Origin of the sequence: Sphingobium sp. JS3065, from assembly GCF_026427355.1 — a bacterium.
Classification (GTDB): Bacteria; Pseudomonadota; Alphaproteobacteria; order Sphingomonadales; family Sphingomonadaceae; genus Sphingobium.
This window is the reverse complement of record NZ_CP102664.1, coordinates 1,487,433-1,512,083: the sequence shown is the minus strand read 5'-3', so window position 1 is coordinate 1,512,083 and position 24,651 is coordinate 1,487,433. Positions and strand designations below refer to the sequence as shown.

Annotated in this window: 25 protein-coding genes; 9 read left to right on the top strand and 16 right to left on the bottom strand. The window is 62.8% G+C overall.

Annotation, left to right across the window (positions count from 1 at the left end; all coding sequences use genetic code 11):
• Positions 1–27: 27 nt before the first annotated feature.
• Positions 28–504: a transcription elongation factor GreA gene (greA, locus tag NUH86_RS07240; RefSeq protein ID WP_267251799.1), complete on the top strand. Its 477-nt coding sequence runs from the start codon at positions 28–30 to the stop codon at positions 502–504.
• A gap of 5 nt (positions 505–509) precedes the next feature.
• Positions 510–1,169 (top strand): rhomboid family intramembrane serine protease, encoded by a 660-nt coding sequence (locus NUH86_RS07235; RefSeq protein ID WP_267251798.1) that lies wholly within the window; start codon positions 510–512, stop codon positions 1,167–1,169.
• A 21-nt stretch (positions 1,170–1,190) separates the two neighbouring features.
• Here NUH86_RS07235 and NUH86_RS07230 read toward each other — a convergent pair whose 3' ends face one another.
• The 4 genes from NUH86_RS07230 to NUH86_RS07210 all read right to left on the bottom strand — a co-directional run bounded on the left by NUH86_RS07230 (position 1,191) and on the right by NUH86_RS07210 (position 3,472).
• A complete protein-coding gene (locus NUH86_RS07230; protein ID WP_267251797.1) occupies positions 1,191–1,412 on the bottom strand; it encodes a DUF4170 domain-containing protein in 222 nt (73 codons plus the stop codon).
• 105 nt (positions 1,413–1,517) lie between these two features.
• Entirely contained in the window at positions 1,518–2,126 is a 609-nt protein-coding gene (locus tag NUH86_RS07225; RefSeq protein WP_267252052.1) for a hypothetical protein, read from the bottom strand.
• Positions 2,127–2,438: 312 nt separating this feature from the next.
• On the bottom strand, positions 2,439–2,795 hold the full coding sequence (locus NUH86_RS07215) for a phage holin family protein (protein WP_267251796.1): 357 nt from the start codon (positions 2,793–2,795) through the stop codon (positions 2,439–2,441).
• 56 nt (positions 2,796–2,851) lie between these two features.
• Positions 2,852–3,472 (bottom strand): hypothetical protein, encoded by a 621-nt coding sequence (locus tag NUH86_RS07210; RefSeq protein WP_267251795.1) that lies wholly within the window; start codon positions 3,470–3,472, stop codon positions 2,852–2,854.
• A 211-nt stretch (positions 3,473–3,683) separates the two neighbouring features.
• Here NUH86_RS07210 and eno point away from each other — a divergent pair, with 211 nt between their 5' ends.
• The 4 genes from eno (at position 3,684) to NUH86_RS07190 (ending at position 7,897) form a co-directional block, all read left to right on the top strand.
• Positions 3,684–4,958 carry a phosphopyruvate hydratase gene (gene eno, locus NUH86_RS07205; protein WP_267251794.1) on the top strand — a complete coding sequence of 425 codons (1,275 nt, stop codon included), beginning with the start codon at positions 3,684–3,686 and terminating at the stop codon, positions 4,956–4,958.
• A 76-nt stretch (positions 4,959–5,034) separates the two neighbouring features.
• Positions 5,035–5,346, top strand: coding sequence for an FtsB family cell division protein (locus NUH86_RS07200; RefSeq protein WP_267251793.1), 312 nt, complete (start codon positions 5,035–5,037; stop codon positions 5,344–5,346).
• A gap of 125 nt (positions 5,347–5,471) precedes the next feature.
• Complete coding sequence (pdhA, locus tag NUH86_RS07195; RefSeq protein ID WP_267251792.1) at positions 5,472–6,539, top strand: pyruvate dehydrogenase (acetyl-transferring) E1 component subunit alpha; 1,068 nt, start codon at positions 5,472–5,474, stop codon at positions 6,537–6,539.
• Entirely contained in the window at positions 6,539–7,897 is a 1,359-nt protein-coding gene (locus tag NUH86_RS07190) for a pyruvate dehydrogenase complex E1 component subunit beta (RefSeq protein ID WP_267251791.1), read from the top strand. The genes pdhA and NUH86_RS07190 overlap by 1 nt, the downstream gene beginning before the upstream one ends.
• 4 nt (positions 7,898–7,901) lie before the next feature.
• Here the strand turns inward: NUH86_RS07190 and NUH86_RS07185 are convergent, their stop codons facing one another.
• Genes NUH86_RS07185 through NUH86_RS07175 form a run of 3 tightly spaced genes read right to left on the bottom strand, consistent with a single transcriptional unit; the run spans position 7,902 to position 11,559 of the window.
• The gene (locus NUH86_RS07185; protein WP_267251790.1) at positions 7,902–8,609 is read right to left on the bottom strand and encodes a TadE/TadG family type IV pilus assembly protein; all 708 of its coding nucleotides are present in this window, start codon (positions 8,607–8,609) and stop codon (positions 7,902–7,904) included.
• Between the two features lie 17 nt (positions 8,610–8,626).
• The gene (locus NUH86_RS07180; protein ID WP_267251789.1) at positions 8,627–9,232 is read right to left on the bottom strand and encodes a TadE/TadG family type IV pilus assembly protein; all 606 of its coding nucleotides are present in this window, start codon (positions 9,230–9,232) and stop codon (positions 8,627–8,629) included.
• An 11-nt stretch (positions 9,233–9,243) separates the two neighbouring features.
• Entirely contained in the window at positions 9,244–11,559 is a 2,316-nt protein-coding gene (locus NUH86_RS07175; protein ID WP_267251788.1) for a Tad domain-containing protein, read from the bottom strand.
• A 141-nt stretch (positions 11,560–11,700) separates the two neighbouring features.
• Here NUH86_RS07175 and NUH86_RS07170 point away from each other — a divergent pair, with 141 nt between their 5' ends.
• Complete coding sequence (locus NUH86_RS07170; RefSeq protein ID WP_416365347.1) at positions 11,701–12,348, top strand: hypothetical protein; 648 nt, start codon at positions 11,701–11,703, stop codon at positions 12,346–12,348.
• An 11-nt stretch (positions 12,349–12,359) separates the two neighbouring features.
• A complete protein-coding gene (locus tag NUH86_RS07165) occupies positions 12,360–12,821 on the top strand; it encodes an EF-hand domain-containing protein (protein ID WP_267251787.1) in 462 nt (153 codons plus the stop codon).
• Positions 12,822–12,825: 4 nt separating this feature from the next.
• Here the strand turns inward: NUH86_RS07165 and trmFO are convergent, their stop codons facing one another.
• The 9 genes from trmFO to miaA all read right to left on the bottom strand — a co-directional run bounded on the left by trmFO (position 12,826) and on the right by miaA (position 23,607).
• Positions 12,826–14,163, bottom strand: coding sequence for a methylenetetrahydrofolate--tRNA-(uracil(54)-C(5))-methyltransferase (FADH(2)-oxidizing) TrmFO (trmFO, locus tag NUH86_RS07160; protein WP_267251786.1), 1,338 nt, complete (start codon positions 14,161–14,163; stop codon positions 12,826–12,828).
• A gap of 42 nt (positions 14,164–14,205) precedes the next feature.
• Entirely contained in the window at positions 14,206–15,507 is a 1,302-nt protein-coding gene (locus NUH86_RS07155) for a dicarboxylate/amino acid:cation symporter (RefSeq protein WP_267251785.1), read from the bottom strand.
• Between the two features lie 364 nt (positions 15,508–15,871).
• Positions 15,872–17,548 (bottom strand): 2-isopropylmalate synthase, encoded by a 1,677-nt coding sequence (leuA, locus tag NUH86_RS07150; protein ID WP_267251784.1) that lies wholly within the window; start codon positions 17,546–17,548, stop codon positions 15,872–15,874.
• Between the two features lie 413 nt (positions 17,549–17,961).
• The gene (locus NUH86_RS07145) at positions 17,962–18,582 is read right to left on the bottom strand and encodes a YceI family protein (protein WP_267251783.1); all 621 of its coding nucleotides are present in this window, start codon (positions 18,580–18,582) and stop codon (positions 17,962–17,964) included.
• 173 nt (positions 18,583–18,755) lie between these two features.
• The gene (gene ilvC, locus NUH86_RS07140; protein WP_267251782.1) at positions 18,756–19,775 is read right to left on the bottom strand and encodes a ketol-acid reductoisomerase; all 1,020 of its coding nucleotides are present in this window, start codon (positions 19,773–19,775) and stop codon (positions 18,756–18,758) included.
• A gap of 156 nt (positions 19,776–19,931) precedes the next feature.
• Positions 19,932–20,447 (bottom strand): acetolactate synthase small subunit, encoded by a 516-nt coding sequence (gene ilvN, locus NUH86_RS07135; protein ID WP_267251781.1) that lies wholly within the window; start codon positions 20,445–20,447, stop codon positions 19,932–19,934.
• Positions 20,447–20,803, bottom strand: coding sequence for a hypothetical protein (locus NUH86_RS07130; protein ID WP_267251780.1), 357 nt, complete (start codon positions 20,801–20,803; stop codon positions 20,447–20,449). Before NUH86_RS07130 ends, ilvN begins: the two co-directional genes overlap by 1 nt.
• 10 nt (positions 20,804–20,813) lie before the next feature.
• Positions 20,814–22,562, bottom strand: coding sequence for an acetolactate synthase 3 large subunit (locus NUH86_RS07125; protein ID WP_267251779.1), 1,749 nt, complete (start codon positions 22,560–22,562; stop codon positions 20,814–20,816).
• Between the two features lie 100 nt (positions 22,563–22,662).
• Positions 22,663–23,607 carry a tRNA (adenosine(37)-N6)-dimethylallyltransferase MiaA gene (gene miaA / locus NUH86_RS07120; protein WP_267251778.1) on the bottom strand — a complete coding sequence of 315 codons (945 nt, stop codon included), beginning with the start codon at positions 23,605–23,607 and terminating at the stop codon, positions 22,663–22,665.
• On the opposite strand from miaA, the gene serB reads away from it, so the two are divergent.
• Positions 23,606–24,484, top strand: a complete 879-nt coding sequence (serB, locus tag NUH86_RS07115; RefSeq protein ID WP_267251777.1) for a phosphoserine phosphatase SerB — start codon at positions 23,606–23,608, stop codon at positions 24,482–24,484. The two genes, miaA and serB, sit on opposite strands and share 2 nt — an antisense overlap.
• Positions 24,485–24,651 lie beyond the last annotated feature (167 nt).

The window sequence follows — 24,651 nt, the reverse complement described above, 5'->3', positions numbered from 1 at the left end:
GGAAGTTTTGACGAAGGATTTGCAATAATGGCGACCGTCGAGAAGATGCCGATGCTGCAGATGGGCTATGACAAGCTCAACGCGCAGCTCCGCGAATTGAAGGCCGAACGGCCCTTGATCGTGGACGCCATCGAAGAAGCGCGCGCGCATGGCGACCTGTCCGAAAACGCCGAATATCATGCGGCGAAGGAACGGCAGGGCCAGGTCGAAGCGACCATCGCGGACCTGGAGGACAAGCTTTCCCGCGCCCAGATCATCGATCCGACCATGCTGTCGGGCGACAAGATCGTCTTCGGCGCGACCGTCACCCTGCTGGACGAAGACGAAAAGCCGGTGAAATATCAGATCGTGGGTCAGGCGGAGGCGGATGCCAAGGTCGGCATGATCAGCTATAACAGCCCGCTTGGCCGCGCCCTGATCGGCCGCCAGATTGGTGAAGAGGTCGAAGTGTCGGTCCCGTCGGGCGACAAATTCTACCTGGTCGACAAGATCGATTTCATCTGAAATCCATGAAACTGCCTGCCGGGCGCATGACCAACGGAATTGCGGCAATCACTTTTGTCGCGTTTCTTTTGCTCACTCTGACGGGGCAGGTCGACAATGCCGCGATCATCGCCGGTTTCATCCCGGCGCGGGTGGAGGATAGCGCGCTGCTCGCCGGCATGGCGGCGGTGCCGGTCTGGCTGACGCCGATCAGTTGCACGCTGGTGCACGCGAATTGGCTGCATATCGGCCTGAACCTGTTCATGTTCGTCTTTTGTGGACGGCAGGTGGAACATGTGCTGGACCGGGGCGCGACTTTGCTACTGTACGTGGCGGGGGCCTATGGCGCGACGGCGCTGCAATGGGCGATCGATCCCCATTCGACCAATCCGATGGTGGGCGCCAGCGGAGCCATATCCGCCATCATCGCGACCTATGCGCTTCTCTACAGCCAGCAGAAAGTCCGGCGGGTGGGACCGATTTCCGCCAATCTGGTTCGCCTGCTCTGGCTGGCGGCAAGCTGGATCGTGCTGCAATTGATGATCGGTTTCGCCACGGCGGGCGGCGTGGGCGATATCGGCCAGATCGCCATTGCCGCGCATATCGGCGGTTTCCTGGTGGGGCTGGTGCTGACGCGCCCGCTGCTGCGCTGGCGTTTCCGCAAGCGTCCCCAGCCCCTGTCCTGAACGATCTTATGCGCCGGACGTCTATCGGGTCGGCAATTCCGGTTCCAGCAAACGGTGCAGGTGCACGATCACATAGCGCATCTCCGCATCGTCGACCGTCCGCTGCGCCGCGCCGCGCCAGGCGTTTTCCGCAGCGGCATAATCGGGATAGAACCCGACCAGTTCGATGGCGTTCAGATCTTCGAATTCCAGCGTCTGGGGATTTTTGACGCGACCGCCCATCACAAGGTGCAGCTTGCTCATGGTGCCTTATATTCTCCTGTTCGATGAACAGGCACAGTAGCAGGACGTCCGCACCCGTCCAAGGGGGCAGCCGGCCCGATCAGCATGCTTTTGGGGACTGAACGATCAGGATTTTGGCAACCGCGCCTTCAACGCTTCACCGATGGCATCCACCTTCGCGGCGACCAGCGCGATCACGTCGTCGGCCAGACGGGATGTCTTCCCCGCCAGATCGGCGGACGCAACCGCGTCTCTGGCGGATGCGGCGGCTTCCTTCGTTCCCTCGGCGGCACTGCTCAGCACGTCGCCCGTGCCCGATTTCAGGCTTTCCGCGCTCTCCGCCGCCACAGCCCTGGCGGCGAGCGCCGCCTCCAGCATTTTTGCGCCCGTGCTGGAGGCGAGGGCGGGCAGCGCCTTCATCGCGGCGCGGCTCTTCGGGAACATCCAGGCGATGACTGCCCCTGCGGCGACAGCTCCCGCGACCGCGACGATGGGATGTTCCTGCACGATCTCGTTGGCGCGGGCGGCGACGCGCTGCGATCGATCCCGCGCATCGGCATAGGCGGCGCTTGCCTTGTCGCGTGCGTCGCCGGCCCGTTCCCGGCTTGTCTGGATCAAGCCCCCGGCGCCGTCCAAGGCCCGGTCTGCCGTATCGCGAAACTTGCCCGTAGCGGTTTCGGCGATGTCGTTCGCCGCTTCGCGGGCGCGGGTGATTTGAGCGCGGATATCAGCCATCATCAATCTCCGGAATCTTCTGTGCGGTTCCTTATCCGAACGTATATCCGCCGGAAAAGTGTCCCAAGCGGACGCCGCATCAAATAAAGCGCCAATGCGCTGACTGCCGCCGCCGTTGCGGCAGGCCGCTGCCTGACTTTCGCGGCGGTATAGGCCGTGCCGTCCAACAGGGTTTCGGTCGCTTTGGCCCGTGCATCCTGCCGCAGGCGGGCGGGCGTCATGCGCGCGCCCTGGCGGCGAGGGCGCTGGACAGAAAGGCGGCCTTGCGCGCATTGGCCAGCGCCACGGCCTCCCGATAGGCCTTTTCCCGCTTCATGCCTTTAGCGCCTTCTTCATCCGGTCGATCCGGCCCCTGGCGATCAGCAGCAGCAGCAACGCGATGATAAGGGCGCCGCCAAATACCGCGCCGGTCGCCCAGCCCGTCCCCAGATAGGGCGCCAGCGCCAGGATGAGGCCGACAAGACCGGCGACGATAGCGGCAAAGATGAGCGTGATGGCCGCTGTCGCCAGGATCGCGGCATCCCGCACCCCGGCGCCGACAATGCCCGCGCGCAGTTTCTGCCGTTCGACTTCCGCTTCCGCATAGGCGCGCCCGTCGGCGTAAAGGCGCGTGAAGACGTCCCGGACGGACTCGTCCTGTTCCTCGATCTGCGCGGGTTCTTGCGTCAAAACTTCCTCCGCCCCGGCACCGAGGCCCTATCGTCCGTCACTTGCGAAAGACGCGCTCAGACGTCTTCGTCAGAGCCTTTGGCAAGCCGCATCAGCACGAAGCCGACCACCGCCGCCGCCCCGATCGCCACGGCGGGACTCTTGCGCACGAAATCGCGCGCTTCGGTCATCAACTGGTCGACATCCTTGCTGTCCAGCGTTTTTGCCGCCCCGGCGACCGATTCGGCGGCCTGGCGGGCATAATCACCATATTGGGGGCCGAGCTTGGCGTCGACCGTGCCGGCGGTGTCGGAGATCAGCTTGGCCAGGCTCTGCATGGCCGATCCGGTCTTGTCCTTGGCGACGCCGGCTGCCGATTTTGCGGTCCTGGAGGCCTGATCCTTGAGCGGGTCGATATGCGCCTTCCAGTCGACGGCGTTGATCTTGTCGGCGGCTGCCTTTGCTGCCTTTTCGGCTTGCGCCTTGATCGGCGCGACCTGCGCGGCCCAGCCATGCGCGGCGGTGCCATTGCCGGGCTTCTTGGGGGCGGCGGCCTTGCGGGTGGCGGGGGCCTTGACGGGCGCGGCCTTCACCAGCGTGCCGGAAGGGGCTGCCTTTGCCGCCTTGGCCTTGGGGGTCTTGGCCGGGCTTGCTTTTTTGGCGCGCTTGACGGGCGGGGTTTGCGGGGTGTCGGCCATCGTCCTATGTCTCCCTTTAAAATATAGCGGAATTGCGAAGCGGGCGGGCTGCTTTCTTCTAATGCTTCGCCACCGCCCACAGTTCCGTTGCCGTTACTATTTTGAGCATCGGCATTTTTCGAGTCCTTGCAAGCCCCTGCATTGCCAATCGGGAAGGTGGTGGCTAAGCGGGGCGCGAAAAGCGACCCAGCGCCACTCCAAGGAGCGATCCATGACCGCCATTCTTGATATTCACGCCCGTCAGATTCTGGACAGCCGCGGCAATCCGACCGTCGAGGTCGACGTGATGCTGGAGGATGGCAGCTTCGGACGCGCCGCCGTGCCGTCGGGGGCCTCCACCGGAGCCTATGAGGCGGTCGAGAAGCGCGACGGCGACGCCGCCAAATATCTGGGCAAGGGCGTGCTGGCCGCCGTCGCCGCCGTCAACGACCAGATTGCCGAGCAGATCATCGGTCTGGATGCCGAGGATCAGGCGGAAGTCGACGCCGCGATGATCGCGCTCGACGGGACGGAGAACAAGTCGAACCTGGGCGCCAACGCGATCCTGGGCGTCAGCCTGGCCGTGGCGAAGGCCGCCGCCGATGCGCGCGGCCTGCCGCTCTATCGCTATGTCGGCGGCGTCAACGCGCATGTCCTGCCGGTGCCGATGATGAACATCATCAACGGCGGCGAGCATGCCGACAATCCGATCGATTTCCAGGAATTCATGATCATGCCGGTGGGTGCGGAAAGCATCGCCGACGCGGTTCGCATCGGTTCGGAAATCTTCCATACGCTGAAGAAGGGCCTGCACGACAAGGGGCTGGCGACCTCGGTCGGGGATGAGGGCGGCTTCGCGCCCAACATCGCGTCCACCCGCGACGCGCTCGACTTCATCATGCTGTCGGTCGAGAAGGCGGGTTACAAGCCGGGCGACGATGTTGTGCTGGCGCTGGACTGCGCGGCGACGGAGTTCTTCAAGAACGGCAGATATGAGATTTCCGGCGAAGGCCTGTCGCTCTCGCCGGTCGAGATGGCCGATTATCTCGCCGCGCTGACCGCCGATTATCCGATCAAATCGATCGAGGACGGCATGAGCGAGGATGATTTCGAAGGCTGGAAGGCGCTGACCGACAAGATCGGCGGCAAGGTGCAACTGGTGGGCGACGACCTGTTCGTGACCAACCCGAAGCGTCTGGAAATGGGCATCGGCAAGGGCCTGGCCAACTCGCTGCTGGTCAAGGTGAACCAGATCGGCTCGCTCACCGAAACGCTGGCGGCGGTCGATATGGCGCATCGGGCGCGCTATACAGCCGTAATGTCGCACCGTTCGGGCGAGACCGAGGACGCGACCATCGCGGATCTGGCCGTCGCCACCAATTGCGGGCAGATCAAGACCGGTTCGCTGGCCCGTTCCGACCGGCTCGCCAAATATAACCAGCTTATCCGGATCGAAGAAGAATTGGGCGACATCGCCGTTTACGCGGGCCGTTCCATCTTCCGCTAAGTCAATTTTCAAACGGTCGGCCGCAGGGGCAATGTTTTTGCTTGCGGCCGGCCCGTCCGTGTGATTCAACTGGTCCATGGCGCATATCGCGAAACTCCGTATATTGCTTTTTTCGGCTTTCGGGCCAGCGATTGCGGTGCTTCTTCTTCTGTTTTTCGCGGGCTATGTGGTGCTGGGTTCCAACGGCATTCTGGCCTGGGGCGACTATAAACGGCAGCTTCATCATGCGCAGGGTGAACTGAAGCAGGTTCAGGCTCATCGGCAGGAACTCCAGAACCGGGTGGATCTGCTCAATCCCCGGCGCGTCGACCCCGATCTTTCCGATGAACTGATCCGGCGGGAGTTGGGCGTCGTTCATCATGATGAAGTCATCGTCCCGCTGAACTGATTGTCCGGGGCGACTAACGGTTCGCTTCGCCATGCCTTGCCGCCCCATGCCACGTTGCATTTTGGGACGCGCTGCCGCTATATCGGCCTTCCTTCCGTCCTCACCCACGCAAAAGGATAAAAGCCTTGGCGAAATCAACGACGCCGCGTCCTTCACGCGCAAAGGCAGCAAAAGCTGCCGGCGCGGACCACAACCGGCCTCGCCCTGAGGCGCCTGAGGATTACCGAGCGACACGTGAGGAGTTGCTGGAATTTTACCGGCAGATGGTGCTGATCCGCCGTTTCGAGGAGAAGGCGGGTCAGTTGTACGGCCTGGGGCTGATCGGCGGTTTCTGCCATTTGTACATTGGCCAGGAAGCGGTTGCGGTGGGCATCCAGTCGGCGCTGGAGCCTGGCAAGGACAGCGTGATCACGGGCTATCGCGACCATGGCCATATGCTGGCCTATGGCATCGATCCCAATGTGATCATGGCGGAACTGACCGGCCGGGAAGCGGGCATTTCGCGGGGCAAGGGCGGTTCGATGCACATGTTCAGCGTCGAGCATAAATTCTACGGCGGCCACGGCATCGTCGGCGCGCAGGTGTCGCTGGGCGCGGGGCTGGGCTTCGCGCACAAATATAATGGAGATGGCGGCGTGTGCGTCGCCTATTTCGGCGACGGCGCGGCCAATCAGGGCCAGGTCTATGAAAGCTTCAACATGGCCGAGCTGTGGAAGCTGCCGATCATCTTCGTGATCGAGAACAACCAATATGCGATGGGCACCAGCGTCAACCGCTCCTCGGCGGAGGACCAGCTTTACCGGCGCGGCGAAAGCTTCCGCATTCCGGGCATCCAGGTGAACGGCATGGACGTGCTGGCGGTGCGCGGCGCGACCGAGGAAGCGCTCAAATGGGTGCAGGCGGGCAATGGCCCGATCCTGCTGGAGATGAAGACCTACCGCTATCGCGGCCATTCGATGTCCGACCCGGCCAAGTACCGCTCGCGCGAGGAAGTGCAGTCGATGCGCGACAAGTCCGACCCGATCGAGGGGGTGAAGAAATATCTGGCGCAAGCCGGTGTGTCCGAGGACGAACTCAAGAAGATCGACCAGGACATCCGCAAAATCGTCAGCGACGCGGCGGACTTTGCCGAAACCTCTCCCGAACCGGAGCCGCACGAGCTTTATACCGACGTGCTGGTGGAGCAATATTGATGGGTATCGAGATCAGGATGCCGGCGCTGTCGCCGACGATGGAGGAAGGCACGCTGGCCAAATGGCTGGTGAAGGCAGGCGATGAGGTCCGCTCGGGCGACATATTGGCCGAGATCGAGACCGACAAGGCGACGATGGAATTCGAAGCGGTGGACGAAGGCCGGATCGGCCAGATCATGGTGGCCGAGGGCACTGAGGGCGTGAAGGTCGGCACGGTGATCGCGACGATGCAGGGCGAAGGCGCGGGCGAGACGGTTGAAGCCGCCCCGGCCCCGAAGGCGCAAGCGCCAGCAAAGGTCGAAGCCGCGCCTGCGCCCAAGCCGCCCGTCGAAGCCAGGGCGCCCGTCAAGGATCCGGCGCTGCCCGAAGGCACGGACTATGCGAAGACGACGGTGCGCGAAGCGCTGCGCGATGCCATGGCGGAGGAGATGCGGCGGGACGAGCGGGTCTTCGTGATGGGCGAGGAGGTCGCGGAATATCAGGGCGCCTACAAGGTGACGCAGGGCCTGCTGGAGGAGTTCGGGGCCAGGCGGGTTATCGATACGCCGATCACCGAATATGGCTTTGCCGGCATCGGCGCGGGCGCGGCGATGGGCGGTTTGAAGCCGATTGTCGAGTTCATGACCTTCAACTTCGCGATGCAGGCGATCGACCATATCATCAATTCGGCGGCCAAGACCAACTACATGTCGGGCGGCCAGATGCGCTGCCCCATCGTATTCCGCGGTCCCAATGGCGCGGCGAGCCGGGTCGGCGCGCAGCACAGCCAGAATTACGGACCCTGGTATGCGTCGGTTCCCGGCCTGATCGTGATCGCGCCCTATGACGCGGCCGATGCCAAGGGTCTGCTCAAGGCCGCGATCCGCTCGGACGACCCGGTGGTGTTCCTGGAGAATGAGCTGGTCTATGGCCGCAGCTTCGACGTGCCGCAGGTGGACGATTATGTCCTGCCGATCGGCAAGGCGCGGATCGTGCGCGAGGGACGGGACGTGACGCTGGTGAGCTACTCCATCGGCGTGGGCGTCGCGCTGGAGGCGGCGGAGAAGCTGGCGGGCGAGGGCGTCGATGCGGAGGTGATCGACCTGCGTACGCTGCGCCCGCTGGACACGGCGACGGTCTTGGAGAGCGTGAAGAAGACCAACCGCGTGGTGGTGGTGGAGGAGGGCTGGCCGGTCTGCTCGATCGCCTCGGAGATCGCCGCCGTGGTGATGGAGCAGGGCTTCGACGATCTCGACGCCCCGGTGCTGCGCGTCACCAATGAAGACGTGCCGCTACCCTATGCCGCAAACCTCGAAAAGGCCGCCATCGTCAATCCAGACAAGGTCGTCGAGGCCGTGAAAAAGGTTTGCTACAGGTAGGATCTCAGCAAGTGGAAGGCGTAACGCTTTCTGTATTGTAAAGTTGAGAATAGTCACGGTCGTCGCGAACAACCATCGCAGCGACCGCGTTTATGGGGCGATAACTTGGAAGGCCAAAACTTTCAAGTTGAGCGATCGGAAAGATAGGTTCATATCGATAGTAAAGTTCAACGAAGACAATACCTGTTCCGGATGGTGCATACACTTGCCGGTCTGCGGGACCCATGCCAATCAGGTTGTCGTTGCCCTGCACGCCATATCGGGGCGTAAAATCCCTGGCGAGTCCAAAGCAGCGTTGCCAGTGAATATAATTTCTATCCACATGTCCCGCATCTGGATCTGGTTCTAGGCTGGAAATAATAATTCTGGCCTTGTTTCTTATTGTTGAAGAGCCATTGCCTTGTTTCTCGACATAGGTGCCGTTCACGTTCAAATTGCCGGCTTGGGCAAGGGCGCCCTGAAGCAAATCATTAATCTGGGCTTCCGAGACCTTCTTTTTAGCCATCGGATCCCCCTCGCCGATGCGGGATGCGTTGTCGGCCACTTGTAAGGCAAGTGCGGAAATGCGCATTGACGTGATAGAGTAGTTGGCAAGTTCGGCACCTCCCGCGATCAGCAGAAGTATGATCGGAGCCGCATAGGCGAATTCTACAAGGGCTAGTCCGCGTCGGTCGCCGCTGAGGGACGCCACCGTCTTAAGTGCCTTCAGCATCTTAGAGATTCGGAATCTCATGTGCAATTCCTCGGCGTAAGCGTGCCAGAGCGGTTAGCTTGATCGCCATAAGGCTGGTTCGCCAGCACTGTAGTGGCATTGAGCTTTACTGTTTCCGACATACCTATCAGACGGGCCACCGGGAAAAGACGCGGGTAGGACACTGTCACTGAATAGACGACGACGTCCTTCGCTCCGCCCTGGCCAGAGCTGCCTCCCTTCGAATCGTATACATTATTGAAGTTACGATCGACCCAGACCTCGCCTGGGCTACACACACCGTCTTGGTTTGCATCTTCAGGTTGCGCTGCCTGAGCCGTCGTAAAGTTGGCATAGTAATCGCGAGTGATCTTGATGTCTTCGTCGGGAATGCTGGCATTAAGGCGGCGGACGGCGTTGCGTACGCGCGTGTCGACCGCGAGCCGCTGGGCCGCTTCTGTACCGGAGGCCAGGGTCAGATCACGTCCCGCTTTTTGCACTGTTCCTTGCAGAACGGTCTGCATATAAAGCGTGTGTCCCACGTCGAATCCGCCCATCAGCAAGGCGAAGAAGGCAGACGCGGTTATACCGAATTCAACAGCGGCGACGCCCCTTTCGTCATTGGATAGGTGATCAATGGCCATGGCGAGATATCCTATTGGGTCAAGCGCAGGTTCGAGATGCGATCTGCTATCTCGCGAAATTTGTTGATTAGCAGGGTCGTGTTTTTTGCCTCGTAAAAATAGGATGAGCTGGTTGCGCAATTCGTCAGGCGCGTTTTCGTCGCAGTGTCAGAACTGCCGTAATAGATGACCCACAGGGTGATGTTCTTGTTCTTGATCGCGGTGCAAAGCGCGTTCGAGCGGGCGTTGTTGACGGCATTCAGCTGGTTGTCATAATTGGAATCATTTGGTCCCGCAGGGGTGATCTGGCGACGATCCCACCATTCCAGGCCATAGCTTGCATAGTTATTGGTCGTCGTCGCTGTGGCGCCGTCAGTCATGAAGATCATGTGGCGCTGAATCTGGGCGCCGCCTGACGTAGCCGCATTCTCGCTGGCGAAGATGCCGGTCGGGGACATCAGTCGCGCGCCCCAGAGCAGCCCGATGTCATGATAGGTGTTGTTATGCGGAACCAGTGTGCCGACATAATTGCTGAAATCCTGGGCCGAAGAATTGGCCCCCACGCCATTATAGTTGGTCATCTTGCGGGATGCCGTCACGCAGCTGTTGTTGGAGAGGTTGCGACCTGTATCGCTGCTGCTCGTGTTTTCACCTGATCGCACGGTGTCGGTCGTGTAATCGCCGCTCCATGAATTACCGACGAGCGTGGCCTTGGGGCCCCATACCGCTCCGGTCAAGAGCGGCTTCCATTGCGTTCGCGGATCGGAATCCGGGGCGCGGTCTATGTCCATATCGATGGCGTCGCTTGGCGAGGACGGATAATTGATCCAGTCGTCGGCGGGGTCGCCATCCGTATTCACGAATGTCTGTCGTTCCTCGATGCACCCTTCCCAGGCGGCCGTCAGGTCGGCGACCGTCTCGATATAGCTGGAAGAGGCGGACCCGGAAAGTTTGACCTGCATCCTGACCCGCCCCGCCAGAGGGATGGTCAGGCTGTTGTTCCAGTTCGATTGCCCTGCCTTCAGACTCGAAACGTCGATGATTCGGGGGTGATAGGTCCATTCCGTGACCTGATTGTAACTTGTCCATGTCAACGGTCTGGTCGCCGTGCCTTCCGCAGACTGAGTATAGTTTTTAGTCGAGTTGTTGGCAGGCGAACGTTCTAACCAGCAGCCCCAGGCGGACGAGCCCGATCCGTTCTGGAAATACCGATAGCGGTATCCATAGGTCACAGTCTGCGTTCTCGTTCTTGTGGTGGTCGATGTCTGTTCGTCGTCGGGATAGACTGGAGCATTCCAGATAGGGGCTGGATTGCTACTCGAACCGTTGTTCTCGGTGATGCCGACCAGTTGCCCGGAGCTGCCATATCTGTTGAGCGCGCTGCAGGTTGATATGGACGTTGGCGCTGCCTTCTTGACATAGGATTGGCCATCGGCGAGCGTCGTCGCCGACGTATTGCTGCCGCCGACGACGGCAAAGGTTCCGGAATATCTGTTGGTAGTGCTGAAGTCAGTGGGGGTCGGTGTCCAGGGGGTCCAGCTGGTGGCGCCCGCGGTTCCTTCAGTCCAAGCATAGACGGTTTGGATGCCGGTCGCCGTTCGGGAACGATATGTCCAGCTGTCCGCCAGGAAGCTGTTCGGCAGCAGCTTGCCCACATTGACCATATTGTCATAGTTCACGAAACCGAAGCGCAGTTGCACCTGTGTGGACAGGTCGTTCGTCGGATCGGTGGTGGACCCGCACTCAGCGGCGCTGACATCCGTTATGTTCTGCCGGGCCAATGCTTCATAAAAGCATCGGATGGCCATTTTCAGCCCGTCCATTTTCTTAAGGTTCGTGGTGTCGCCTGGAATAGGATCCTTCATGGAACCGGAATTGTCGAGGACGAACATGACATCGGTGTTCGGGATGCGCATCTGCCCTTCGCAGGCCACGTCGACGCGCTTCGTGGGGATGCCCAGAACCTGCATGAGCGTCATGGGAACGTCGGCCGACGCCGTGCCGGTGACGGTGCCTTCCGCTTCGCTAAAAGCCCGCGCGCGATTTGCAGAGCCGAAGGAATTTTGGGCGAAGTTGAGGTCGAACGTCGCCAGAGCGACACTATTGGGTCGACCGTTATTGTCCGTCCAGCGGCCGCTACCCATCACGCGACGTCCAGCAAGCGCGCCGGCGTCACAGGCGCTTTGCAATCTAGTCTTGACAGCATAGATACGCGCCATGTCGAACGCGCCTCCAACCAATCCAATCGTCGGAATGATGGCGGCGGCAGTTATTGCCAAAATATTCCCCGCCTGATTGTGGTAAAGCCGCATCAGAATGAACAGCGTACGCTTGATCCGATCGCCCATAATCCGCTCTGCCTTTACTTGCCCCGCACCCCCATTTCAGGCAGGGCAACCCCATGCCCATAAAGGGGCAGTCGCCGGGATCATTATGTCCGTTGAGGTTAAAAAGCTGATAATTTCAGTAAAAACTATTTCCATCGACATATGCGGATAGTTGTCGTGAAGGATGATCTTTCCCTATTGGCTTCGCTGCTGAGCGCTTATGCCGGGCCGGATATTGCGCGCCATCGGCTCATCTGGACGCTCGATGCGCGGTTCGCGCGGCTGGTGGCGACGACCAGCGAGCCGATGATCGGCCAGATGCGCCTTGCCTGGTGGAACGACGCGCTGACCGACGAAGGCGGCGTGAAAGGACGTGGCGAACCGCTGATCGACGCGATGCGGAAACTGGGCGCAATGCCGCCACATGGACTTTCGCAATGGCTTGACGGATGGGAAGCCCTGATCGGGGAGGTCGACCTTCACGGCTATGCGGAAGGGCGGGGGGGCGGCCTGTTTCGCGCCTTGGCGGGGCGGGACGATATTCCGGCCTGGCTCGTTCAGGCGGGTGCGGCTTGGGCCCTGTGGGATTTGTCCGGGCATATCGAAGATCGGACTATCGCTGGCCGGGCAATCGAGATGGCGCGGGAGCATATGCCGCGTGAAAAGCCGGTCTGGCCCAAGGAGTGGCGTCCTTTACGCATCGCTTATCATCTGGCGCGCCATGACATCGAAAAGAACCGCTGTGCACCGGCGGGATTGACCCCAGCGCTGTATCTGAGATTGGTGCGCGTCGCGCTGGCGGGACGATAGGGGGATTGAAGGTGGGGCGAGTTCTGGCTGGCGTGATGGCGACACTGCTGTTGATGGCCGGGGGGCTGTTCTGGTGGCAAGGGCGCGCAAGCAACGAAGCCGTGCCGCAACCACTGATCGGATCGCCGCCTCCCCCCGCGGTGGAAGCCCTGCCGGAAGGCGATCCGGACGCCACGGGCGATGCGCCGCCCATGCCCGGTGAGGCTTCGCCGCAGAGCCGGGAGCAGAAGCGCTTCGGCCGCTATGACCGCAACCGCGATGGCGTCATCACCCGGATCGAGATGATGGGCAGCCGGGTCAAGGCGTTCAAGGCGCTGGACATGAACAACGACAACCTCCTTTCCTTCGAGGAGTGGGCCGTGACGACGTCGGACCGCTTCGCCAAGGCTGACGGCAATGGCGACGGCAAGCTGACGCCCGTCGAATTCGCGACGACCGCGCCCAGGCGCGCCGCCCCGAAATGCAAATGCTGAAAGGTCAGGCGGGCTGAAATTCGCCCAGCCATTGGCCGAGGGCGGCTCTGGCGCGGGCGGTCATGGCTTCCTTGCGCTGCTTTTTCTTCACGTCGTCCAGCGGCGGGAACAGGCCGAAATTGACGTTCATCGGCTGATAGTCCGCCGTTTCCACATTGCCGATGACATGGCCCAGCAACGCGCCCAACGCCGTTTCGGGCGGCAGCGGCGCCAGCGGCCTGCCCCATATCTCCGCCGCTGCGAAGCGTCCAGCGAGCAGGCCGATGGCCGCGCTCTCGACATAGCCTTCGCAGCCCGTCACCTGCCCGGCAAAGCGGATATGCGGCGCGCTTTTGAGGCGCAGCGTGGCGTCGAGCAGCTTGGGGCTCTGGATGAAGGTGTTGCGATGCAGCCCGCCCAGCCGGGCGAATTCGGCCTTTTCCAGGCCGGGGATGGTCCGGAACAATTCGGTCTGCGCGCCATGCTTCAGCTTGGTCTGGAAGCCGACCATGTTCCACAGCGTGCCCGCCGCATTGTCCTGCCGCAACTGCACGACGGCATAGGGCCAGCGTCCGGTGCGCGGGTCGTCCAGGCCCATCGGCTTCATTGGCCCATGGCGCAGCGTTTCGGGGCCGCGTGACGCCATCACCTCGATCGGCATGCAGCCTTCGAAATAGGGCGTGTCCTTTTCCCACTCCTTGAACTCGGTCTTTTCACCGTCGATCAGCCCCTGGACGAAGGCCTGATACTGATCCTTGTTCATGGGGCAGTTGATATAGTCCTTGCCCTCGCCGCCGCCGGGGCCGATCTTGTCCCAGCGGTTGGCCATCCAGCATTTGTCCATGTCGATGCTGTCGAAATGCACGACCGGCGCGATGGCGTCGAAAAAGGCGAGATGGTCGATCCCCGCCGCCTGCCCGATGCTGGCCGCGAGTGAAGGCGCGGTCAGCGGCCCGGTGGCGACGATGGTCATGCCTTCGGTGGGCAGCGCATCGATGCGTTCGCGCACGATTTCCACATTGGGATGGTCCGCCAGCGCGCGGGTGACGCCATCGGAAAAGATGTGGCGATCCACCGCCAGCGCCGATCCGGCGGGAACCTTGGCCGGTTCCGCCTGCGCCATGATGAGCGAACCCAGTCGCCGCATTTCCTGATGCAGCAGGCCTACGGCATTCTTGTCCGCATCGTCGGAGCGGAAGCTGTTTGAGCAGACCAGTTCAGCCAGCCCCTCCGTCTGGTGCGCGGGCGTCATGTCGCCTGACCCGCGCATTTCCGATAGGCGGACTTTCACGCCCGCCTGCGCCAATTGCCATGCCGCTTCCGTGCCCGCGAGTCCGCCGCCGATGATGTGAACCTGATGCATGGGGCGACCCATGGTCCCCCGCGGCGCGCAGGTCAACCGCTGTCAGGCGACGGCGAGATCCGCTTTGCCATGATAGGCGGCCTCGTCCAATATTCCTTCCCGCTTGGCGACGATGGTGGCGACCAACACCTGCCCGGCGACATTGACGGCGGTGCGCCCCATGTCGAGGATCGGATCGATGGCGAGCAGCAGGCCTGCACCCTCCAGCGGCAGGCCCAGGGTCGAAAGGGTGAGGGTCAACATGACGACCGCGCCGGTCAGGCCCGCCGTCGCTGCCGACCCCACGACCGATACGAAGGCGATCAGCGCATAGTCCGCAGCATGAAGCGGTATGCCGTAGAAACCGGCGACGAAGATCGCGGCCAGCGCCGGATAGATGGAAGCGCAGCCGTCCATCTTCGTGGTCGAGGCCAGCGGAATGGCGAAGGCGGCATAGCCCTTTTCCACGCCCATCCGCTCGGTCACGGTTTCGGTGACGGGCAGGGTGCCGACCGAGGATCGCGACACGAAGCCAAGCTGGATGGCAGGCCATGCCTTGGCGAAGAAGGGCAGGGGGTTGAGGCCGTTGGCCGCCAGCAGCAGCGGATAGACGACCAGCAGCACCAGTGCGAGGCCCAGATAGACAGCCCCCGCAAAGCCGCCAAGTTGAGCGAGCGCGCTCCAGCCATAGGTCGCGACGGCGCTGCCGATGAGGGCGGCCGATCCGATGGGCGTCAGGCGGATGATCCAGCCCAATATCGCGCGCACCACGGCCAGCAGCGAACGGACGAAGGCCAGGAAAGGCTCCGCCTTCTCTCCGACCTTGAGCGTCGCCAGGCCGATGGCGATGGATACGACCAGCAATTGCAGGATGTTGAAGGACAGGCTGGTGGTCGCGCCCGTATCCGTGATCTTCGTGCTGGCGGACAGGGCGAAGCTGTTGCCGGGAACCAGCCCTTTCAGGAAATCGAGCCAGCCGCCGACGGAATCCGGCTTGGTAGTTGCCAGAGCCTGTCCGTGCAGGCCGGAACCCGGCTGGACGATCAGCCCGATGGCAAGGCCGATGACGACGGCGATCAGCGCCGTGATCGCGAACCAGAGCAGGGTCTGTCCCGCCAGCCGCGCCGCATTGTCGAGGGCGCGCAGATTGGCGATGGAGGCGACGATCGCCGCGAACACCAGCGGCGGCACCACGGCCTTCAGCAGCGAGACGAAGATCGACCCCGTGGTCTTGAGCGCGGTCGCCAGCCAGTTGAGGTCGCCATCCGGCGCCGGCCCCATGGATCGCGCCAGCAGGCCAAGCAACAGGCCGGCGGTCATGCCGACCAGAACCTGAAATCCGAAACTGCGATAGTTGATGGCCATGGGCTGACATTCCTTCGGGCGACCGGCGCGCGATATGGGGAGCGATGCCGCCAAATGCGCACAAGCAATTCTTTATGGGGGTGAATGCGGATAAGGACGCCCTCTTTCCGCAGCTTGACAGCCAAACGAATTGGCCGCCGCGATCCGCTATGCCACACGGAATGCTGAAATCCAGCAGGGAGATGCGATTTGACGAAGTGGTGGGCGGTTCCGGTGGCCCTGTCCTTGCCGCCGGTGGCGGGGATGGCGGCGGCGCTGGATCGGTGGGAGAGGGTGGTGAAGGCTTTGGCGGGGGGATGAAACCGTGAATGAAATCGCGAGGTGATGAGCCTGCGCCATTTCATTCATTTCGGTTTCGTAATAATTATTCCCGCTGCGCCGCGATGCTGTTGGCTGCGGAGAGGACCGCCTGGACCGAGGCGGTCGCGACGTCGGTGTCGGTGCCGATGCCGAAGATGGTCCGGCCGTCGGGCGTGCGGCATTCGACATAGGCGGCCGCCGCGACGTCGGTGCCCGCGCCGATGGCATGTTCGCTATAGTCCGCGACCTCCAGATCGACGCCCAGTTCGTCCCGCAGCGCGGCCAGCACGGAGGAGATGAGGCCATTGCCGCGCCCGGATATGCTCCGTTCGCCGCCCTTGTGCGTGATCTTGCCGGTGAAGATGCGGTCGCCCGCATGGCCGGTCTCATTATAGTCGATCAGCTTATAGGGTTGCTCGCCCGCCAGACGGTAATGGCTTTCGAACGCGGCCCAGATGTCGGCGGCGTTGAGTTCCCGGCTGCTTTCGTCGGCCAGCGCCTGCACCACCTTCGAGAAGTCGGCCTGCATCCGCTTGGGCAGTTTCAGCCCCTTGTCCTGTTGCAGCACCCAGGCGACGCCGCCCTTGCCGGACTGGCTGTTCACGCGGATCACGGCTTCATAATCGCGGCCCAGATCCTTGGGGTCGATGGGCAGATAGGGCACGTCCCAAATCTGGTCGTTGCGCGCTTCCTGCGCGGCGAAGCCCTTTTTGATCGCGTCCTGATGGCTGCCGGAAAAGGCGGTGAAAACCAGTTCCCCCGCATAGGGATGGCGCGGGTGGACGGGCAACTGGTTGCAATATTCGACGGTCTGGATGACCTCGTCTATGTCGCTGAAATCCAGGCCGGGATTGATGCCCTGCGTGTACATGTTGAGCGCCACGGTCACCAGGTCGCAATTGCCGGTGCGCTCGCCATTGCCGAACAGGCAGCCTTCGACGCGGTCCGCGCCCGCCATCAGGCCCAGCTCCGCCGCCGCAACGCCGGTGCCGCGGTCATTATGGGTATGCAGCGAGATCACCACGCTGTCGCGCTTGCTGATGTTGCGGCAGATCCATTCGATCTGGTCGGCATAGATATTGGGCGTCGCGCATTCGACCGTGGCCGGCAGGTTCAGGATCAGCGGCTTTTCCGGGGTTGGTTGCAGGATGTCGATCACCGCCTCGCAACATTCCAGGCTGAAATCCAGTTCGGCGGTGGAGAAGGTTTCCGGGCTATATTCGAAATGCCAGTCGGTGCCCGGCTGCTTCGCCGCATTGTCGCGCAGCAGCTTCGCGGCGGTGACGGCGATTTCCCTGATCTGCGGCCGATCCATCTGGAACACGATGTTCCGCCAGGCCGGGGAGACGGCGTTATAGACGTGGACGATGGCCTTCTTCGCGCCGCGCAGGCTTTCGAAAGTGGTGGCGATCAGGTCTTCGCGGGCCTGGGTCAGCACTTGCGGGAAGACATCGTCGGGGATCGCGCCGTCGCGCACCAGACCGGAGATGAAGTCGAACTCCGTCGCGCCCGCGCTGGGAAAGCCGACCTCGATCTCCTTGACGCCGACCTTCAGCAGCAGGTCGAAGAAGCGGCGCTTCTTTTCCGCGTTCATCGGGTCGATCAGCGACTGGTTGCCGTCGCGCATGTCGGTCGACAGCCAGCGCGGCGGCGCGGTGATGACGTTGGACGGCCACTGGCGGTTCGGCAGGTCCACCTGCGGGAAGGGGCGATATTTCAGCGAGGGATCGTTCAGCATCATGACGAAAAGGGCTTCTCTGCATACGGGCGACCGACATGGGGGCATGCCCGGTGGTACGACTATCTGGTTGATTATGCCCTTAGGCGGATTGCCGCGTCATTCAAGCGAAGAGCAGCACAAAAACCACGCCTAAGGGCGTGTAAGTCGTAGCAGGGGGAGAAGCGCGCGCTGCATGATGGAGCCGCTTTACCCGGAGTTGGGGGAAAGCGCAAGGTTGGTGTGTGGTAGGGGGACGGGCCTGTGGCCCGTGCGGTCCCTTGGACCGAGTGAACAGTTAAGGGCTGCCCCCGCAGCCCTTAGATCATGCCGGGGGCATGATCGACCTGTTCACTCCCCTCACCCAGCTACGACTAGGCAGCAAGCTGCCAAGTCTGCGCAGCCCTCTCCCTGCAGGGAGAGGGATATTGGGGCGCTTATTTCTGGAAGGCGGCGACGATCTTCAGTTCCACGGCGTCGCCGACCATCGGCACGCCATAGCCCATGCCGAAATCGCTGCGCTTGATCGTGGTGGTGGCGACGAAGCCGACATTTTCCTTGCCGCCCATCATCGCCGGGGCCTTGCCCGCGCCGTAAAATTCGGTGTCCAGCGTCACCGGCTTGGTGATGCCCTTGATGGTCAGGTTGCCGCTGATCTCGGCTTCGGTGCCCTGCACCTTCACGCCGGTCGACACGAAGGTCGCCTTGGGGAATTTGGCGGAATCGAAAAATTCCGGCTTCATCAGATGCTCGTCCAGCTTGGCCACGCCGGTCTTGAGGTTGGTGACGGGAACCTCGACCGAAACCTTGGCTGCCGACGGATTTTTCGGATCGAGCGTCAGCGTGCCGGTCGATTCGGAAATCACGCCCAGATTGTTGCTAAAGCCCATATGGTCGTAGGCGAAGAGGATCTGGGTGTGGCCGGGGTCGATCGCATAGGTGCCGCCGGTGACGCGCGCCGCGTCCTTCGCGCCGGGCGCGGAGGGCATTTGGGCAATGACGGCGCTGCCGCCGGCCAGGGCTATCAGGGCGGCGGCGGGGATCAGATATTTGCGCATAGGGGATGCTCTCCGAAAAACAATCGAGGGACGCCGCTACGATAGGCGACGTCCCTCCATTGTTCCAGAGGCGTAACCGGAAACAAAGGGTTACCGGTTGAAACCTTTCAGGCGTTTGCATCAAGCCGCCCTGGACCCCGGCCTTCGCCGGGGTGACGGCCGATGCGTGGCCGTCAGTTCTTGTCCTTGTCGACCAGCTTGTTCGCGCCGATCCAGGGCATCATGGCGCGCAGCTTGGCGCCGGTTTCCTCGATCGGGTGGCGCTGCGCGGCGAGGCGGCTGGCCTTGAGTTCCGGCTGGCCGGCGCGGTTGTCGAGCACGAAGTCCTTGACGAAGCGGCCCGACTGGATGTCGGCCAGGACGCGCTTCATTTCCTTCTTCGTTTCTTCGGTGATGATGCGCGGACCGGTCTTGATGTCGCCATATTCGGCGGTGTTCGAGATGGAATAGCGCATGTTGGCGATGCCGCCTTCATACATCAGGTCGACGATCAGCTTCAGTTCGTGGAGGCATTCGAAATAGGCCATTTCCGGGGCGTAGCCCGCCTCGACCAGGGTTTCGAAGCCCGCCTGGACCAGCGCGGTGGCGCCGCCGCACAGAACGGCCTGCTCGCCGAACAGGTCGGTTTCGCATTCCTCGCGGAAGTTGGTTTCGATGATGCCGCTGCGGCCGCCGCCGACGCCCGATGCGTAGGACAGGGCGATGTCATGGGCGTTGCCGGTCGCGTCCTGCGCCACGGCGATCAGGCAGGGGACGCCGCCGCCGCGCTGATATTCGCTGCGGACGGTGTGGCCGGGGCCCTTGGGCGCGATCATGATGACGTCGATGTCGGCACGCGGTTCGATCAGGCCGAAATGGACGTTGAGGCCGTGCGCGAAGGCGAGAGCGGAGCCGGGGCGCAGGTTGGCGTGGATGTCGTCTGCGTAGATGGCGGCCTGATGCTCGTCGGGGGCCAGGATCATGAGCACGTCGGCCCATGCGGCGGCTTCCGCGTTCGGCAGCACCTTGAAGCCCGCGCCTTCGGCCTTCTTGGCGGAAGCCGAGCCGGGGCGCAGCGCGATGGCGACTTCGGCGACGCCGGAATCGCGCAGATTCTGCGCATGGGCGTGGCCCTGGCTGCCGTAACCCAGAATGGCGACCTTCTTGCCCTTGATCAGGCCGATGTCGGCGTCGCGGTCGTAATAAACCTTCATTTGACGTTCCTTCTTTCAGTCGGGTCGGCGCCTTGCGGAGCCTGGATTTGCGGTGAGGGGGAACCACCTGCGCGCGGGAGAGGGGCTGGTCGCCCTCACCCTCCCACCGCTGCGCGGCGGGCCCCTCCCTCTCCCGATGGGAGAGGGGTTGTTTCTTCAGTTCGACTCCTTGCCGCGGATCAGGCCGACGACGCCGGTGCGGCCGACTTCGACCAGGCCGATCTGGCGCATCAGGCCGACGAAATTGTCGATCTTGTCCGTCGTGCCGGTGATCTCGAAGATGAAGCTCTCTATCGTCGTGTCGACCACCTTGGCGCGGAACACGTCGGCCAGGCGCAGCGCCTCTATCCGGTCCTCGCCCGTGCCCGCGACCTTGACCAGCGCCAGTTCGCGCTCGACGAAGGGGCCGTTTTCGGTGAGGTCCGTCACCTTGTGCACCGGCACCAGACGGTCGAGCTGCGCCATGATCTGGTCGATCACCTTGGGTGGGCCGCTGGTGACGATGGTGATGCGGCTGATCGCATGGTCGGGGGTGATGTCCGCCACGGTCAGGCTGTCGATATTATAGCCGCGCGCGGTGAACAGGCCCGCGATGCGCGCCAATATGCCCGCTTCGTTCGAAACCGTCAGCGACAGGACGTGCCGCTCGCTATATTCTTCCTGAATGTGCATCAGATCGTTCCGTTGTCCGCTTCTTCGCGCAATTCTTTGCCGTCATGGCGCTGCGAAATCATGCCCGTGAAGGCGTAGTGCCATGCATTGTCGTCGCGATGGGCGATGCGGACCGGAAAGCCCGCAATCGCATCGAACATCCGCGCCAGATGCTCGCCCACATAGCGCGGGCTGACCAGCAGGCGGCCGATATGGCGCTCGTGAAAGTCGAAGCCCGCGTCCAGATGGACTTCCCACCCCTCATTATCGGGATCGGCATGGTCCACCGTCCAGCCCGTCAGTTCGGCGGTGCCCGCGATCCGTTCGAAATCGAACGGTTCGCTCACATGGATGCGGAGCTTCAGATGTTGCGTCACACCCCCATCCTCACACCAGCGCCTTCGCCTCGTCCGACATGATGCCTTCGACCTGGCTGGGGTCGAGCAGCATGTCGGTATGCGCCGCGCCCGACGGGATCATCGGGAAGCAGTTGCTGAGCTTCGTCACGCGGCAATCCACCATCACCGGGCCGGGCGTGTCGATCATCTGGCGAATGCCCGCCTCCAGTTCCTGCGGCCCTTCGATGCGGATGCCGGTCCAGCCATAGGCCTCCGCCAGCTTCACGAAATCGGGCAGGCTGTCCGAATAGCTGTTGGAATAGCGGCTTTCATAGGTCAGTTCCTGCCACTGGCGGACCATGCCCATATATTCATTGTTCAGGATGAAGATCTTGACCGGCAGGCGGTACTGGCTGGCCGTGCCCATTTCCTGGATGTTCATCTGGATAGAGGCGTCGCCCGCGACGCAGACGACCAGGCTGTCGGGATTGCCGACCTGCGCGCCGATGGCGGCGGGGAAGCCATAGCCCATGGTGCCTAGACCGCCGGAGGTCAGCCACTTGTTCGGTTCATCGAAGCCGAAATGCTGGGCCGCCCACATCTGATGCTGGCCGACTTCGGTGGTGATGATGACGTCCTTGGCCGACCGGCTTGCCTTGTAGAGCTGGGCGATCGCCTCCTGCGGCATGATCTCTTCCCGGTTTTCCGGATAGGCGAGGCTGTTGCGCGCACGCCAGCCGTCGATCCGCGCCCACCATTCGGACAGGTCCGCCGCCTTGTGGCCGCGATCCTTCCAGAGCGCGAGCATGTCCGAGAGGGCGTTGCCGACATCCGCGATGATCGGCAAATCGACCTCGACCGTCTTGTTGATCGAGCTGCGGTCGATGTCGATGTGGATCTTTTTCGAATTGGGCGAGAAAGAGTCGAGGCGGCCTGTGACGCGGTCGTCGAAGCGGGCGCCGACGCAGACGATCAGGTCCGCCTTGTTCATCGCCCAATTGGCTTCATAGGTGCCGTGCATGCCCAGCATGCCGAGCCACTGTTCGGACGAAGCGGGAAAGGCGCCCAGGCCCATCAGCGTCGAGGTGACGGGCGCGCCGGTCAGCGCCGCGATCTCGCGCAGCAGTTCGCTCGCTTCCGGGCCTGAATTGATGACGCCGCCGCCGGTGTAGAAGATGGGGCGTTCGGCAGCCGCCAGCATCGCGACCGCGCGGGCGATGGCGGCCGGGTCCGCCTTTGTCTGCGGGCGGTAGCTGGCATGTTCGAACTTTTCCGGATGCTTGTAGGGCGCGGTCGCGATCTGGACATTTTTCGGAATGTCGATGACGACCGGGCCGGGGCGGCCGGTGGTGGCGATGTGAAACGCCTCATGCACGACGCTGGCCAGCTTGTTGGGTGACTTCACCAGATAATTATGCTTGGTGCAGTGGCGCGTGATGCCGACCGTGTCCGCTTCCTGGAAAGCGTCCGTGCCGATGAGCTGGGTCGGAACCTGGCCGGTGATGACGACCATCGGGATCGAATCCATCAGCGCGTCGGTGATGCCGGTGACGGCGTTGGTCGCGCCGGGGCCGGACGTGACGAGCACGACGCCGGGCTTGCCGGTGGAGCGGGCATAACCTTCCGCCATATGGGTTGCGCCCTGTTCGTGGCGAACCAGGACGTGACGAATCTTCGGATGGTTGAAGAGTGCGTCATAAATGGGCAGCACCGCGCCGCCCGGATAACCGAACACGACTTCGACCCCCAGGTCGATCAGGCACTCGACCAATATGTCCGCGCCGCTCTTTTCGGCCACGATAGATCCTTCCGTTGGATAATTGCTGCGCCCTCTGCTCCAGAAGCGGGGCAATGGCAAGGCGGCAGCGTTTATTTGACATAAAATGGCAAGTCAATAGTTATTGTTGTAATTTTATTGCCAATTCATACGCGATATCCGCATCAATCTGTCTATTCTCGCGGGGCCATTCCGCGGGGGGCTGGCGCGAGAACCAGGTATATTGGCGTTTGGCATATTGGCGGGTAGCGATGCGGCCGCGGTCCAGCATCGTGTCGCGGTCGATTTCTCCCGCCAGCCAGGCGGCGATTGCGGGGACGCCGATGGCGCGCATGACGGGGAGGTCGGGGGAGAGGTTGCGGGCCAGCAGGGCTTCGACTTCCGCCACGGCGCCGCTCTCCACCATCTGTTCGAAACGCAGGTCGCAGCGGGCTGTCAGCCAGTCGCGGGGGGGGAGCAGGATCAGGGGCGAGAGGGTGATGCGGTCGGCTATGCCGCCGGTCCTGTGCTGCTGCCATTGGGCGAGGGGCTTGCCGGTGGAGCGGACCACCTCCAGGGCGCGGGCGACGCGGGTGGTGTCGGCGGGGGCTAGGCGGGCGGCGGCTTCGGGGTCTTCCCTGGTCAGCGCGGCATGGGCCTCCGCCACCGGCATGGCGCGGATCGCGGCGCGGATGGCGGGGTGTATGTCGGGGATGGGGGCGATGCCGTCCAGCAGGGTGCGCAGGTAGAGGCCCGTGCCGCCGACCAGGATGGGGAGGCGGCCTGCCTCATGCGCCTTGTCGATTTCGGCTTTGGCTTCGGCGGCCCAGCGGGCGGCGGTGCAGGCTTGCGCGCCGTCGATATGGCCGAAGAGGCGGTGGGGGACGCCTTCCATTTCAGCTTCGGTCGGGCGGGCGGAGAGGATCTGGAGGTCGGCATAGACCTGGCTGGCGTCGGCGTTGATGACGATGCCGTTCGCCGCGCGGGCGAGGGCGACGGCAAGCGCGCTCTTGCCGCTGGCGGTAGGCCCGGCAATAAGCGCGACGCGGGGGCGGGATTCGCCCTTCGGTGTGGCAGGAGTATCCATGTTCGTTGCGACCTTAGTGGCAAATGGCGCCTTGAGTCAGGAAGATATTGCCGAAGCCGCCGGGCGGCTGGCCGTGGCGGGCTGCGCGCCGGTGGACAGCCACTGGCTGGATCAGGACAAGGCGGCCGATATTTTCTTCGGGCTGGATCCCGTTGCGGCGCGGGCCGCGCTGACCGGGATTGGCGAGAAGGTCGATGTGATCGTCCAGCTTGCGCAAGGGCGCGAGAAGAAGCTGCTGATCGCGGACATGGATTCCACCATGATCACGGTGGAATGCATCGACGAACTGGCCGATTATGCCGGGATCAAGCCGCAGATCGCCGAGATCACGGAGCGGGCGATGCGGGGCGAACTGGATTTCGCGGGCGCGCTGCATGAACGGGTGGCTCTGCTGAAAGGGCTGGCGGATACGGCCATCGACCAATGCCGCGAGGAACGGGTCGTCATCATGGGCGGCGCCAGGGCGCTGGTCCGGACGATGAAGGCGCGGGGGGCGACGACGCTGCTGGTGTCGGGCGGTTTCACCCGTTTCACCGGGCCGGTGGCGGAGGAGATCGGCTTCGACGCGGCGGTCGCCAATGTGCTGGAGATTGCCGACGGGGCCTTGCTGGGTACGGTGACGACGCCGATCGTCGACGCGGCGCGCAAGCGGGCGGAACTGGAGGCGGCGATCGAGGGCGGGATCGACCGGGCATTGACCCTGGCCGTGGGCGACGGGGCCAACGACATTCCGATGATCCAGGGGGCTGGGCTGGGTGTCGCCTATCATGCCAAGCCCAAGACCCGCGAGGCGGCCGCCGCCGAGATCGTGCATGGCGACCTGACGGTGCTGCTTTATGCGCAGGGGATTGCTTCGGCGGAGTGGGTTGCCGGTTGATCCTGGTGCGGGGTGCTCCTGCGAAGGCGGGGGCCTAGGGCGGTTTTCGATCTGATTGAACCAGATCGACCGCTCTATTCCTTTGTTTTACCGCGATTTCTTAAACGTCAGATGATGCCATCTGACTGGAAATCGCTCTAGGCCGCGTGACAAATTCGGGATGTCGG

Coding starts and splice junctions, on each gene's coding strand:
- NUH86_RS07185 (WP_267251790.1), bottom strand. CDS start 8,609: ATGCTGAAGGCACTTAAGACGGTGGCGTCCCTCAGCGGCGACCGACGC.
- serB (WP_267251777.1), top strand. CDS start 23,606: ATGTTCGTTGCGACCTTAGTGGCAAATGGCGCCTTGAGTCAGGAAGAT.
- leuA (WP_267251784.1), bottom strand. CDS start 17,548: ATGATGCTGAACGATCCCTCGCTGAAATATCGCCCCTTCCCGCAGGTG.
- NUH86_RS07225 (WP_267252052.1), bottom strand. CDS start 2,126: ATGGCTGATATCCGCGCTCAAATCACCCGCGCCCGCGAAGCGGCGAAC.
- NUH86_RS07235 (WP_267251798.1), top strand. CDS start 510: ATGAAACTGCCTGCCGGGCGCATGACCAACGGAATTGCGGCAATCACT.
- NUH86_RS07200 (WP_267251793.1), top strand. CDS start 5,035: ATGGCGCATATCGCGAAACTCCGTATATTGCTTTTTTCGGCTTTCGGG.
- NUH86_RS07180 (WP_267251789.1), bottom strand. CDS start 9,232: ATGGCCATTGATCACCTATCCAATGACGAAAGGGGCGTCGCCGCTGTT.
- NUH86_RS07170 (WP_416365347.1), top strand. CDS start 11,701: ATGCGGATAGTTGTCGTGAAGGATGATCTTTCCCTATTGGCTTCGCTG.
- NUH86_RS07145 (WP_267251783.1), bottom strand. CDS start 18,582: ATGCGCAAATATCTGATCCCCGCCGCCGCCCTGATAGCCCTGGCCGGC.
- miaA (WP_267251778.1), bottom strand. CDS start 23,607: ATGGATACTCCTGCCACACCGAAGGGCGAATCCCGCCCCCGCGTCGCG.
- ilvN (WP_267251781.1), bottom strand. CDS start 20,447: ATGCACATTCAGGAAGAATATAGCGAGCGGCACGTCCTGTCGCTGACG.
- ilvC (WP_267251782.1), bottom strand. CDS start 19,775: ATGAAGGTTTATTACGACCGCGACGCCGACATCGGCCTGATCAAGGGC.
- trmFO (WP_267251786.1), bottom strand. CDS start 14,163: ATGCATCAGGTTCACATCATCGGCGGCGGACTCGCGGGCACGGAAGCG.
- eno (WP_267251794.1), top strand. CDS start 3,684: ATGACCGCCATTCTTGATATTCACGCCCGTCAGATTCTGGACAGCCGC.
- NUH86_RS07155 (WP_267251785.1), bottom strand. CDS start 15,507: ATGGCCATCAACTATCGCAGTTTCGGATTTCAGGTTCTGGTCGGCATG.
- NUH86_RS07175 (WP_267251788.1), bottom strand. CDS start 11,559: ATGGGCGATCGGATCAAGCGTACGCTGTTCATTCTGATGCGGCTTTAC.
- NUH86_RS07210 (WP_267251795.1), bottom strand. CDS start 3,472: ATGGCCGACACCCCGCAAACCCCGCCCGTCAAGCGCGCCAAAAAAGCA.
- greA (WP_267251799.1), top strand. CDS start 28: ATGGCGACCGTCGAGAAGATGCCGATGCTGCAGATGGGCTATGACAAG.
- NUH86_RS07230 (WP_267251797.1), bottom strand. CDS start 1,412: ATGAGCAAGCTGCACCTTGTGATGGGCGGTCGCGTCAAAAATCCCCAG.
- NUH86_RS07190 (WP_267251791.1), top strand. CDS start 6,539: ATGGGTATCGAGATCAGGATGCCGGCGCTGTCGCCGACGATGGAGGAA.